The organism is Aquirufa sp. TARAVU-A1A (assembly GCF_054558675.1).
Genome location: NZ_JBPXKP010000006.1, coordinates 57,002 through 69,352 on the forward strand (window position 1 = coordinate 57,002; position 12,351 = coordinate 69,352).

15 protein-coding genes and 1 riboswitch are annotated in these 12,351 nt (G+C 41.1%); of the genes, 6 read left to right on the plus strand and 9 right to left on the minus strand.

Annotated features, from left to right (window positions below):
* Positions 1-1,218, plus strand: a complete 1,218-nt coding sequence (locus tag V7S75_RS09250; RefSeq protein WP_459513332.1) for an MFS transporter — start codon at positions 1-3, stop codon at positions 1,216-1,218.
* Positions 1,218-2,240: a hypothetical protein gene (locus tag V7S75_RS09255; RefSeq protein ID WP_459513334.1), complete on the plus strand. Its 1,023-nt coding sequence runs from the start codon at positions 1,218-1,220 to the stop codon at positions 2,238-2,240. The genes V7S75_RS09250 and V7S75_RS09255 overlap by 1 nt, the downstream gene beginning before the upstream one ends.
* Here V7S75_RS09255 and V7S75_RS09260 read toward each other — a convergent pair whose 3' ends face one another.
* The 6 genes from V7S75_RS09260 to V7S75_RS09285 form a co-directional block, all read right to left on the minus strand.
* Complete coding sequence (locus V7S75_RS09260; RefSeq protein ID WP_459513335.1) at positions 2,241-2,612, minus strand: DUF423 domain-containing protein; 372 nt, start codon at positions 2,610-2,612, stop codon at positions 2,241-2,243. It abuts the gene before it with no gap.
* 42 nt (positions 2,613-2,654) lie between these two features.
* Entirely contained in the window at positions 2,655-3,191 is a 537-nt protein-coding gene (gene atpH, locus V7S75_RS09265; RefSeq protein WP_459513337.1) for an ATP synthase F1 subunit delta, read from the minus strand.
* 11 nt (positions 3,192-3,202) lie between these two features.
* Positions 3,203-3,697, minus strand: coding sequence for a F0F1 ATP synthase subunit B (atpF, locus tag V7S75_RS09270; protein WP_377976816.1), 495 nt, complete (start codon positions 3,695-3,697; stop codon positions 3,203-3,205).
* Positions 3,698-3,827: 130 nt separating this feature from the next.
* Positions 3,828-4,073: an ATP synthase F0 subunit C gene (gene atpE / locus V7S75_RS09275; protein ID WP_130894949.1), complete on the minus strand. Its 246-nt coding sequence runs from the start codon at positions 4,071-4,073 to the stop codon at positions 3,828-3,830.
* 39 nt (positions 4,074-4,112) lie between these two features.
* Entirely contained in the window at positions 4,113-5,159 is a 1,047-nt protein-coding gene (gene atpB / locus V7S75_RS09280; RefSeq protein ID WP_459513340.1) for a F0F1 ATP synthase subunit A, read from the minus strand.
* Positions 5,160-5,316: 157 nt separating this feature from the next.
* The gene (locus tag V7S75_RS09285) at positions 5,317-5,676 is read right to left on the minus strand and encodes a hypothetical protein (RefSeq protein WP_377976818.1); all 360 of its coding nucleotides are present in this window, start codon (positions 5,674-5,676) and stop codon (positions 5,317-5,319) included.
* 80 nt (positions 5,677-5,756) lie between these two features.
* Positions 5,757-5,872, plus strand: a riboswitch (SAM riboswitch).
* Positions 5,873-5,879: 7 nt separating this feature from the next.
* On the opposite strand from V7S75_RS09285, the gene V7S75_RS09290 reads away from it, so the two are divergent.
* Both V7S75_RS09290 and V7S75_RS09295 read left to right on the plus strand, forming a co-directional pair.
* Positions 5,880-6,956, plus strand: a complete 1,077-nt coding sequence (locus tag V7S75_RS09290; RefSeq protein WP_459513561.1) for a homoserine O-acetyltransferase family protein — start codon at positions 5,880-5,882, stop codon at positions 6,954-6,956.
* Positions 6,957-7,028: 72 nt separating this feature from the next.
* Positions 7,029-7,826, plus strand: a complete 798-nt coding sequence (locus V7S75_RS09295; protein ID WP_459513341.1) for an SDR family oxidoreductase — start codon at positions 7,029-7,031, stop codon at positions 7,824-7,826.
* Here V7S75_RS09295 and V7S75_RS09300 read toward each other — a convergent pair.
* The gene (locus V7S75_RS09300) at positions 7,823-9,010 is read right to left on the minus strand and encodes a nucleoside permease (protein WP_459513343.1); all 1,188 of its coding nucleotides are present in this window, start codon (positions 9,008-9,010) and stop codon (positions 7,823-7,825) included. The two genes, V7S75_RS09295 and V7S75_RS09300, sit on opposite strands and share 4 nt — an antisense overlap.
* Positions 9,011-9,316: 306 nt before the next feature.
* Between V7S75_RS09300 and V7S75_RS09305 the strand changes: the two genes are divergently transcribed.
* Positions 9,317-9,787: a DUF3592 domain-containing protein gene (locus V7S75_RS09305; RefSeq protein WP_459513344.1), complete on the plus strand. Its 471-nt coding sequence runs from the start codon at positions 9,317-9,319 to the stop codon at positions 9,785-9,787.
* A 169-nt stretch (positions 9,788-9,956) separates the two neighbouring features.
* On the opposite strand, the gene V7S75_RS09310 is transcribed toward V7S75_RS09305, so the two are convergent.
* Both V7S75_RS09310 and V7S75_RS09315 read right to left on the minus strand, forming a co-directional pair.
* Positions 9,957-10,475, minus strand: coding sequence for a nuclear transport factor 2 family protein (locus V7S75_RS09310; protein ID WP_459513346.1), 519 nt, complete (start codon positions 10,473-10,475; stop codon positions 9,957-9,959).
* 11 nt (positions 10,476-10,486) lie between these two features.
* Complete coding sequence (locus V7S75_RS09315) at positions 10,487-11,746, minus strand: serine hydrolase domain-containing protein (RefSeq protein WP_459513348.1); 1,260 nt, start codon at positions 11,744-11,746, stop codon at positions 10,487-10,489.
* Positions 11,747-11,844: 98 nt separating this feature from the next.
* Between V7S75_RS09315 and yidD the strand changes: the two genes are divergently transcribed.
* Positions 11,845-12,054, plus strand: a complete 210-nt coding sequence (yidD, locus tag V7S75_RS09320; RefSeq protein ID WP_459513350.1) for a membrane protein insertion efficiency factor YidD — start codon at positions 11,845-11,847, stop codon at positions 12,052-12,054.
* The last annotated feature ends 297 nt before the right edge of the window (positions 12,055-12,351 follow it).

Genomic DNA, 12,351 nt, shown 5'->3' on the forward strand with positions numbered 1-12,351 from the left:
ATGGAAAACGAAAAAATTTCTTCCAAAGCCAAAATGTTAATTGCCGTAGCGGCACTGGGTTATTTTGTTGATGTGTATGACTTAATCTTATTTTCTGTTGTGCGCAACCCGAGTTTAAAGAGTTTGGGTTTACAAGGTTCCGAGCTGCTGAATCAAGGTTTAAACTTGATGAATGTCCAAATGGGCGGTATGCTTTTGGGTGGTATTTTATGGGGAATTTATGGCGACAAAAAAGGCCGTAAATCTGTGTTGTTTGGATCGATTTTGTTGTATTCTTTGGCAAATGCCTTAAATGGTTGGGTTACGGATTTGAATACCTATGCCATTTTGCGTTTCATTGCGGGCATTGGTTTAGCTGGAGAATTAGGTGCGGGAATTACGTTGGTAAACGAAACCTTGCCTCCATCCAAGCGAGGAATTGGGACCTTGATTATTGCAGGAGTAGGTGCCGCGGGTGCTGTTTTTGCTCCCATTATTGCGAGTTTGAGTTCGGATCCAGAATGGTGGAGAACGTGCTACTTTATAGGTGGTGGTATGGGCTTAGCTTTGTTACTGCTTCGTTTAGGAACCTTTGAATCTTCCATGTATTCACACATGGATGCCGGAGTTCAAAAAGGGAATTTCTTCCAATTGTTTTCGTCGGGGCCAACGTTTAAAAAGTATTTGTATTGCATTCTTATGGGCTTGCCTATTTGGTATATCATTGGGATTTTGGTCTTCTCAGCACCTGAAATCTTCAAAGGGAAAATAACGGCGGGTGACGCGATTATGTATTGTTACCTCGGACTAGCCCTTGGAGACTTTGCATCCGGGGCTTTGAGCCAATGGCTGAAGAGTCGAGGAAAAGCGGTTCTCACTTATTTGTTCATCGCGGTATTGCTTTGTGCCTATTATTTATTTGGGATGGCTGAAATTTCTAAGCTACAAGCAAATATCATGATCACCTTATTGGGATTCTTTGGAGGTTATTGGGCCGTATTTTTAACCTATTCTTCGGAGCAATTTGGGACAAATGTGCGTATGACGGTGACGACGACGGTGCCCAACTTTGTGCGGGGAGCTTTGATTCCCATTTCCTTGCTCTTTAAATTCCTAATTCCTTCGGTTGGCTTGATTCAATCGGCGGCCTATGTGGGAATTTTGTGTTTTGCTTTAGCCATTTTTGCGGTTTCTCAATTGAAAGAAACCTTTGGTAAATCCCTAGACTATACCGAATAATGGCGCTCATCTCAAAGAAAAAAGCCCCTTTCCGGATTAATAATCAGCTGCGCCGTTATTTGCACAAATACAATCGGGAGCATGCGATGAATATTTCCTACCAGGATTTGTTGCGCTATGAGAATGCGATCGTCTTGTATGACAAGAATGGACAAGATACGCTTTGGGAGACAGTATTTTATTCACCTTCGGATCAGGAGGAGGTTTATGAGTCGCTGAAACAGATATATGCCGATTTAAAAACGGATGGGAATGAGGAGGTAATTAAGCACTTGGTGATTGACCGCGTGGATTATTGCACCTATGGAAATACACATCCATTCCGTATTCGAATTGTGAATCGGGTGAATGATAATTTTGATTATTTCTACATCAAAATTGCAGATGCCTCTCGGGTGTATGGGCTGGAATTGGAGCACATTTTATCCCCCAATCGGATCAATTATGTCACTTACGACAATACACTGGTAGAGGAACATATTGCTGGAATTCCAGGCGATGCGTTCTTGAAGCAGGATTTAGAGAAAGATTTGGAGTCGCCCATTCGTTTGGCCAAAGAGTTCGTGAAATTCAATGAGCGTTGCTTAGTTCAATTATTAGGCGACATGCACAGCGCCAATTTTGTGATTATAACCAATCCGGATTTTGAGGAAATTTATTACCGGATTCGCCCGATAGACTTTGACCAACAATGTTACGAAGGAAAGAAGTCGGTGTACATGCCCCAATATTTCAAGCAAAACAATTCCCTGATTGAGTTGGGGATGAAGTACATGACGCCTGAATCGGTTTGGCAATACCAAATCGAGGAGCGCTCGATGATTGCGAGCCGATTGAAGAGTGAGAGCCAGCGGGTTTCTGATTTGATGACGGTTATGTCCAAAGATGACATTGCACCGGAAGAAAACATCGTACAGCTTAAAACCGAGTTAGCGAAGCATTATAACGACGCGCGTTTTTTGGCTTGTAAAACCATGGGAGAAATCGTTTGGAACAGCTTAGAGCTCGTGATGCGCCACTAATTATTGTTTCAGGGTGGCGTAGGCCATCAATCCAAGCCCAGTCATATAGGCCAAGCCTCCAATAGGTGCAACGGCTCCCCAAAGTACATTTTGTGTGATGCAAATCAGGTATAATGATCCTGGGAAAATGATGGCGCCAGCGAATATGATGTAGCCCGCTGTCTTTAGGTATTTATTGGAAATTTGCATTTGCCAAACCCCAAGAATCAATAAGATAATTCCCCCATACATTTGGTAGCGCGCTGCGGTTTCAAATGTCTCTAAACGGTTAATGTCGCGTAAATAATCTTTCCATGCATGTGCGCCAAAAGCGCCTAATGCTACTGAAAGGCCTGCAATGAGTGAACCTGTAAAGAGTGAGAATTTTTTCATGGAGGGGGGATAAAAAAAGGCCTTGTTTCCAAGGCCTTTTGATTAAGATGCTAAAGAAACTTTCAGATCGTTCAGCTTCCGCTTAATCGAGTCGTCGATTTGCTGGTCGCCTACTTTCAAAATGAATCCGCCGATTAGGCTCTCATCAATCTTTTCGATCAATTCGACTTCTTTACCTGTGTAATCTTTCACGATTTTGGACACCGTTGCTTTTTGATCTGCTGTTAAGCTAGAAGCCGTTGTCACAGTCGCTTTTTGGATTCCTTTGTAATCTGTGTACATCGAGATGAATTCTTTTGCCACAGCAGGAAGAATTTTCTCGCGGTTCTTGTTCGTGATAATTACGAAGATACCGTAAGTAACAGGATTGAATTTATCCTTAAATAGCTTCGCTAAGATAGCTAATTTCGTGTAATGCTTGATGATTGGGCTCTTAAGCGCTAATACAAGGTCATGACTTCCTTCGCAAGTCTCTGCGAAATCAATCATGTCTTTCGCTACTGCCTCTACCGCATTTTTTTCAACGGCGAAGTCAAGTAAGGATTTAGCGTAACGGTGAGCTACAATTAATTCTGACATGGTCTATTCGATTAAGATAATTTAACGTCAGCCATCCACTCAGTCACTAATTTTTCCTGAGCTGCTTTGTCTTTTAATTGGCTTTTTAACACTTTCTCTGCTAAGTCTAACGAAAGAGTCGCTGCTTCTTTACGAATAGCTGCTACAGCACTCGCTTTTTCTTGTTCGAAAGCTACGCGTGCTTTTTCGATTTCTTGATTAGAGGCAGTTTGTGCATCTAATTTCGCTTGAGCGATCATTGCATCCGATGCTTCTTTCGCTTGTTTGATTAATGCATCACGTTCTGCACGTGCAGATGCGATTAATTGCTCATTACCAGCTTTCAATTCGGCCATTTCAGCACGCGTTGTTTCTGATAATTTGATCGCTTCGTCGATGGATTGCTCACGCTCAGCTAACGATTGAATGATGGGTTTCCAAGCAAATTTGGCTAAAAGGAAAAATAAGATTCCAAAGACAAGTAATTGCCAGAAGATAAGTCCAAAGTCTGGGGTAATTAACTCCATAATATATCAATATTTACAGTATTTCGTTTTTTAGAAAACGCAATTTGGCGCCTAGTGCATTCCAAATTGCGTTTCAAATGTTTTGAATAAGGATTCCAAGGCTAACCCTTGGGCTTATTCGATTGGTATCTTATTTCAAAGTTACCAATAGACAAATTACAGCAGCGAATAACGCAACCGCCTCAACGAAGGCAGCAACGATCAACATCGCACCCTGAATTTTTCCAGAAGCTTCTGGTTGACGAGCGATAGCTTCCATTGCAGAACCACCGATACGACCGATACCCATTCCAGCTCCTAAAGCAGCTAAACCAGCACCAATACCTGCAAGACCAAGACCTACAGAAACTTCTAATAAAATCGATAAAATAGACATACGATTTGGGTTTATATAAATTAAAAAAAATACAAATTATTAATGATGATGCTCTTCAACCGCCGCTCCGATGTACGTAGAAACTAACATCGTAAAGATAAACGCTTGAATAAACGCAACAATCAGCTCAATTACGTTCATGAAAAGCGAGAATGGAACTACTGCTAGACCCAATGCCGCGTTCTCAAAAATGAAAATCAAGGAAACTAAACTCAATAAAATAATGTGACCCGCTGTGATGTTTGCGAACAAACGAACCATTAAAGAGAAAGGCTTCATGAAAATACCTACAATCTCTACAGGAGTTAAAATAACCAACATCCATTTAGGTACACCTGGCATCGCGAAGATGTGCGTCCAATACGTCGAACGACCATTGAAGTTCGTCACGAAGAATGCAATAATTGCCAAGACTAAAGTTACCGCGATGTTACCAGTTAAGTTGGCCCCTCCTGGAACTAAGCCCAACATGTTGTTGAACCAGATAAAGAAGAAAACGGTCAATAAATATGGCATAAAACGACGGTAGTGTTTTTCGCCAATGTTGTTTTTTGCAATCTCATCACGTACGAAAATGATAATTGGCTCAAACATCGATTGGATACCTTTGGGTGCACGGTGTGGGTTTTCTTTATACCGTTTCCCGATTCCGATGAAGATTGTCAATAATAAAACGGCCGATACTAAAAGCGAAGCTACGTTTTTCGTGATTGAGAAATCATATACTTTTTCGCCATTCTCAGCATGGATTTTACCGTGCTCTAAAACGAATCCATTGTAAGGGATTTCCTCGTGGTGTTCGTTTTTGAAGTTGGAAGATGAAAATACTTGTACCCCTTGAGATGCTGTATAAACGATGCAAGGCAATGGCAAGGTCGCGTGGAAATGGCCAATCGTGAAGAAATGCCAATCATGCTCATCCGCGATGTGGTGCAAGATTAATTTACCTGGATCAAATTTGGTTGATTCTGCTTCGTGTGCTGCAGGAGCTGCCGCGTGTGCCGCTGTATCTGCATGCGCTTGCGTTGTATCGTGAGCAACAGCCTCTTCATTAGCCAGCAGCGAAAAGCTTGAAAAACTGAACAATAATCCGAGGATTATATTTGAAAAATACATTTTCTTGAAAAAAGTCTTAATCGGCATCGTAATTCTAGCTTTTACTATTTTGTTTTCAAATGATTTGCTAATTCGTTGATTAGCGGTGTTTTGGGCAGAAAAAAAAGAAAAAATTCTTCAGGCTTTTCTAAAAACGTCGCAAGTTACGAAGCAAGCCAATTATTTCAAAATTTGCGCTACATAAATAGAGTACAAAAAAGTTGATTACGAATAAGAATATTTCTGGGGTACCGGAATAGGCGAAGAAACCGATGAATGAAAGGCTTAAAATGAAGCGTATGGTTAGATTAATCATCTGAAATTGGATGAATTTTTCTTTTCCATCTTTCAAACCAATTTGGGCAATGCTAAAAGTCAAATAGGACTGAAATGCTAAAAATACAAAAATGAAAGACACATTCGGGTGCAGGAGCTGTGACCAGGGGCTCAAGTGAATGGCGTAAAGTATTGCCGCGAAGCCTGCATAAAATAGAATGAGCTGTTTCATGTGGCAAATATCAAGAGAATTTTGGAAAATCCTGATTTCCTGATTTACTTTGTGCCCTCATTCAGTCGCTGTGAAGCATTGAATTATAAAGAAGAAGGGAGAGACTAGGCTCATTGATCTTCTGGCAACCCGTCAAAATTTGACCCCGGTGCTAATTCCTACCCCAGGCGTTTGCCTGTTTAGGGAAATATAAAGCTTTGATGATGCAAGCAGAATTTAGACAATATCACTATCCCCATACTTTTGTATTAGAAAGCGGCGTGTCGCTTCCTGAAATTGATTTGGCATACCAAACTTGGGGCCAAATGAATGCGGCAGGCGATAATGTGATTTGGATTTGCCATGCGTTTACGGGTAGTCAGGATGTCGCCGACTGGTGGCAAGGACTAGTGGGGCCTGGTAAGTTGTTTAATCCCGAGAATAATTTTATCGTTTGTGCCAATATTTTAGGTTCGCATTATGGGTCTACAGGGCCTTTATCCACGAATCCTCAAACTGGAGAACCTTATTTTCATACCTTTCCTGATGTAACAATCCGTGATGTAGTCAATGCTTTTGAATTGCTTCGTCAAGAGTTAGGAATTCATCGCATTAAGACTTGCATTGGTGGATCGATGGGTGGCCAGCAAGCCGTTGAATGGGGGATTATCAATCCCGATTTAATTCAGAATTTGATCTTGGTGGCAACCAATGCGGTGCATTCGCCTTGGGGAGTGGCTTTTAATGAGTCCCAACGAATGGCGATTGAACTCGATAAAACCTGGGGTGAGTCACATCCGAAAGCGGGTATCGATGGCATGAAAGCAGCTCGTGCTACGGCCTTAATTTCTTATCGGAATTACGAAACCTACCAAATTACCCAGGCTCGACAGGATCATTCTTTGGAAAAAACCTTGCGCGCCGTTTCTTACCAGCGTTATCAAGGCGAAAAATTAGCTCAGCGCTTCAATGCCTATTCTTATTATATCCTTTCCAAAATGATGGATTCCCAGGATGTAGGTCGGAATCGTGGTGGAATTATTCCTGCCCTAAAGCAAATAAAGTCCAATACGTTAGTGATTGGAATTAAATCGGATGCCTTATTCCCGATTGTTGAGCAAGAATTTTTAGCCAAACATATTCCGGGTGCTTCCTTTCAAGTAATTGATTCCTTGTATGGACACGATGGATTCTTAATCGAAAGCGGTTTGATGACGAAGGCGATTCGCCTTTGGCAGAAATTGCAATTGCTTGAGGTGAATCCGATGGCGGAGTTCTTTCGGGAGCTAGAACGCTTGTAGAGACGCGATACCTCGCGTCTTTTTATTTGTAGACGCGAGGTATCGCGTCTCTACATTCTTTATATTTAACCCATGGATTTCAAAAACAAAATTGTCTGGATCACTGGAGCGTCATCTGGAATCGGGGAGGCATTAGCCTATGAATTTGCATCTAAAGGTTCACATTTAGTCTTATCAGCACGTAGGGAAGCAGAATTGCAGCGGGTGGCAAGAGCTTGTGAAGTGCATGGTGGAAGTGTATTGGTTTTGCCATTTGATATGGTTGACACTGCGGTGCATGTTGAACAAGTAGAAGCGGTAATGAAAACGTATGGTCGGATCGATGTATTAGTGTTGAATGCAGGTGTAAGCCAAAGGTCCTTTGTGTTGGATACGCAGTTTGATGTATATCGCCGACTGTTTGAAATCAATTTCTTTTCGATTGTGCATTTGGTCCAACAAGTTATTCCGGTTTTTCAAAAACAACATTCGGGTGTATTTGTGCCCATTGCTTCCGTTGCAGGGCGAATCTCTACACCTCGTCGGGCAGCTTATGGTGCCTCCAAGCATGCGTTAATTGGTTTTTTTGATTCCGTTCGTGCAGAATTACATGAATTTGGGATTCAAGTTAGTACGATTTTGCCTGGCTATATTCGGACTGAAATTTCGCTACATGCGATGAATGAGCATGGAGAAAAATATGGCAAAATGGATCCGAATCAAGCCAAAGGACTTGATCCCGCGGTGGCAGCTTCTAAAATTGTCGCTGCTGTCGCCGTTGGCAAAAATGAATTTTTCGTTGGCGGTGCCTTGGAACGCTTTGGCCTAATCGTGAAGCAAATTGCTCCACAAATCATGCCTTGGATGCTTCGCAAAATTAGGAATACTTAGGCGGCTTGTTTTTTGTCTTGAAAGAATAAGATAAATAAGACTAAAACTAATAGCGCAATCCCTGCAGGAACCATCCAAACGGACTTCCAATCGTGGATTCCATTCGCGGTGTACATGTCCAACACGATTCCTGAAAGTTTCGATCCGATTCCCATTCCGATTCCATAGGTCGCCAGGGTTATTAAACCTTGCGCAGAATTTTTGATATGAGGACCTGCTTTTTGGTCGGTATAAATTTGACCCGTCACAAAGAAGAAATCGTAGCAAACGCCGTGTAAAATTATACCAATAAAGAGAATCCATTCGCTCGAAATACCATCTCCGTAGCCGAAACATAGAAAACGGATGATCCAAGCAATTAGGCCCACAATCAACATCTTTTTCACGCCTAAGCGCAGGAATGCAATAGGTATCAGTAACATGAAAACCACTTCCGATACTTGACCCAAGGACATTTTATTCTCCACATTGCTCATGTGAGCGTCTGTCAAGGATGGATTTGCCATCGCATAGTAGAATGAAAGTGGGATGCAGATGAGAATCGAAGAGATAAAGAAGATGAGAAAAGATCGATCTTTGAATAGTTGGAGTGCGTCCAAACCTACAATCTGTGCGACAGAAGCATTTTTGTCAGCCTTTGGTGGCGTATCGGGTAAGAAAAACGCATAAATACCAAGGGCAAAAGAACTATACATCGCTATATGGAAAATAGCCACATTGTCTCCTAATGCATAAAATCCAATAATGTTCGTTACAACAATCCATGCAATGGTTCCGGTTACTCGGATGTTGGCAAATTCCTTTTCTGGATTTTGCATTTGTTTCATCGCAATCGAGTTAGAAAGTGCAAGATTGGGAGCGAAGCAAAGTGTATAGGCTAAGATATACCAAAAGAATATTTCAGGGTCAGTCGTTTGGCTTAACAGATAGAGGATTCCTCCTCCAATGATGTTTAAAACACCCATCACTTTTTGTGCGGCAAAAAAGCGGTCGGCAATTAATCCAACGAAAAAAGGTGCGACTAAAGAAGCGAGGGCAAAGGTTAGGTAAGCATTGCCAACTTGATCTCCTGTGGCATGTAGCGTACTTAATAAATATTTACTCATTTGGCCGTACCAGGCTCCCCATCCAAAGAACATGAGGAACATCATTGTCGTGAGTTGAATTTTAGTCGAATTTTTCATTTTATAGGTTTCTTGCGGGTCAAAAATACAAATTTGAAAGAAATATCAAATTTTAAGAAAATATATTTTTGAGCTTATGGGCTTGATTTTGGAATGCTATTTTCCGAAAATTCTCCTATTTTTTCCGAGAATGGGTCAAATTGGTATCCTGTTTTATTGGATTTTGCAAAATTGTTAATTCTGGGCTTGTAAATGGAACTTATTAGGCTTTTTTGCCTAAGGTGTAAGTATTTGATTTTCAGTATTTTTTGTGCGTTTTTTGATGAAAATTTGAAGGGGAGGTAGCCTTCTGCATTTATATTTGGTATGAATTTAGTTGGAGTTTTGTTGATTTCGGGAAGACCTACGGGTACATTTCAAGGTTCCATGACCTTGTTCTTGGTGTTATTTTCATTTATTGCTTTGGCATTAATTGGGGTTGGTGTTATTCTTTACCAAAAACGTAAGGAGTGGATCGCACACTCGAAGATGACCTATGGCAAGATTGTTGAAATATCGAAGCGTTATGCTAGGGATGATCATTCAGGTCGGTTCCCTATTTATTTCCCCATCGTATCTTATTATGTGAACGGAAGTGAATTTCGTCGGGAAGCTGATAAAGGTTTAGCGAAAAATTGTGAAGTGGGGCAGGAGATACCTGTGCGTTATTTGACGGAAAACCCTTATGAAGCATCTTTGAATGAATCCTCTATTCCGGTGTTGAATCCAACGGTGTTTTTTGTGTTGGGGATATTGATGTTGCTTAGTTCGATTGCACTATCGGTGTTGCACAGATAGACATTAGACGTTGGTCGTTAGACTTTGGACGTTAGAGACGCTTTTGCGTCTTTTTCTCCTGGTTAAAACCTGGGGTTATAAATTATTAACCCCAGACTTCAGTCTGGGGATTTAGTCGCCAAGTCCCCACTCTATATTCTTCCGACGTCAAACGTCCAAAGTCCAATGTCTACCAACCATCATCCTTTTTAGGCTTGATATTTGCTGGACTTTTTTTCGCTGGAGTAGGAGCTGAAGCTTTGGGGCTTGAAGATCCGTTGCCCTTGAGATTTACATCTAAATCTACCCGACTGAAAACGCGGGTTACGATTTTCCACTCCCCATTGACCTGTAATAAGCTTAATAAGTCGATGTATTTGAAGTCGGCGAATTGCAATTCTGCAGCAGCCAAACCTGAAATGCCTGCATACGAATAGCTGATCAGTTTTGCCGTTGCTTTCACACCGCCGGCTGGAGTTTTTGAAATAAAGGTTTTGATAGGAAAATCTTGAATCTTACCTGTGCTTTCGTTGACTGTGCGCAAAATGGCCGATGAATGAAAGGCCTTGCCTAATTTGGCTGTGTCACCGGTTGTTAAGCCTTCGAAATAATTGTTGACCGTTGCTTTTATCGCCTCATCCGGACTTTGTCCAAATGCAAATAGGCTAATTAATACTAGGCAAAAGCTTAATGTGATTGATCTTTTCATGTGCTTTTTATTTAGTTGCCTCCAAGGACAAATTCAGTGGGTAAAGGTTCTCCCTTCATGAACAAGTTTGCCTTTTCAGGATATAAAATGGATTGGACAATATTCACGCGCCCTAGAGCATGGTTTGCCATGTTGCCTAAAATGATAATGGCAGAATTGTCTTTGTGGTTATGCAGGTAATAGTTTTTGAATCCGTGCCACCAACCCGTGTGATAGGTAAGCCATTCTCCATTATCGAGTTGAGCGAGGCGCCAGCCGAAACCATAGTTTTTAGCTAATACTTTCGGGGTGGTGTGTTGGGGCGTGAACGCTTCTTCTAGAGTCGCAAATTTCACCAACTTCTCTTCATTCAGTGCGACATCCCAATGGTAAAGGTCTTCTACTGTCGAATAAATTCCTTTGTCACCCGTTACGCCATCCAAATGGTTGAATTCGGAAACGACAGGTCCTCCCCGACGAGGAACATAACCGGTTGCAGCGGTTCTGAGCATTTCAGGATGCATGGGATCGTAAATGAAAGATTCCGACATGCCTGCGGGTTCAAAGAGATTCTTTTTGGCATATTCTCTGAAATTCATGCCGCTTAACTTTTCGACGATGTAAGCCAGCAACATATAATTGGTATTGTTGTAGCTAAATTTTGCATTAGGTCGGTAGTCGATATGCGGCTTTAGGCGAATCATCATTTCTACGACCTTTTGATTCGTCAAAGGGATTTTCTTGTCGTAAACCTTGTCCATGTTGTAGGCGTAGTCCGACAAGCCCGAGCGGTGTGTCAATAAGCTGCGGATGGTTAAGCTAGAATCGTATGGAAAACCGGGAATATGTTTGTAGATCGCATCATCGTAATTCAATAACCCCTTTTCATGTAATTGCATGATGGCAACAGCGGTAAATTGTTTGGAGACTGAGGCTAATTGAAAGTGGGTATGCGTATTAATATTGCTTTTGGTAAAGTAATTGGCATAGCCAAACCCTTTCTTGTAAATAATTTTACCGTATTGAGCAACGAGCACAGCCCCATTGAATCCGGATTTAGCTTGTAGCTTGGAGAAGAAGGTGTCGAGCTTGATCGATTTTTGTTTGGCAATTTCCGGGTTGAATAAATTGGCTAAACTGTCATTGCGTTTCTCGATGTTCGTTTTAACATGAAAAAAACTTTTCGTGGGATGCGAAGAGATTAATAATCCAATGAGTGTGCAAATGGACAGTGCACCAATAATCTTAGGGCCTTTGGGTAATTTCAACATGTATTCGATTAAGCGGTTCATTTCAAAGCAATTTAATGCAATTCGTGTTTTTAATCAAGTGGGCATTCATCTTTATTTAGCTTGTTTGATTACTTTCGGACATTGAATTGGAAATCCCTATGAAATACATCTTCATTTTCTTAATACGTTTGTACCAAGGTCTCATCTCTCCCTTTTTGCCAAATGCTTGTCGGTACCAGCCCACCTGTTCCGAATATGCCAAACAAGCCTTTATCAAATACGGATTTTTGAAGGGATTTCGTTTGACTATTAAGCGGATTTCATCCTGTCATCCATGGGGCGGTAGTGGTTATGATCCGTTACCGTGATTTTGACATACAGCATAGCACTGTCCAAAATATACAATTAATTGGATTATTCCGTTTTGAGTTAATTTAGTTACAGGTAATTCCTTACCGATAAATAATTTGATTTTTTTTGAAAAAAAATTCTATTGAAAAAATACAATCGCTTTTGGGCTGTTTTGAGCACATTTAGGTCTTAAATATATCGAACAGTATATATATAGGTATAAATTAGATTATTTCGTGAACCTGTCCTACACTGTGCTACTTTTCAAGAAATTCTATATTATGTACAATTTACTAAGGCGTAATCCTTGATTC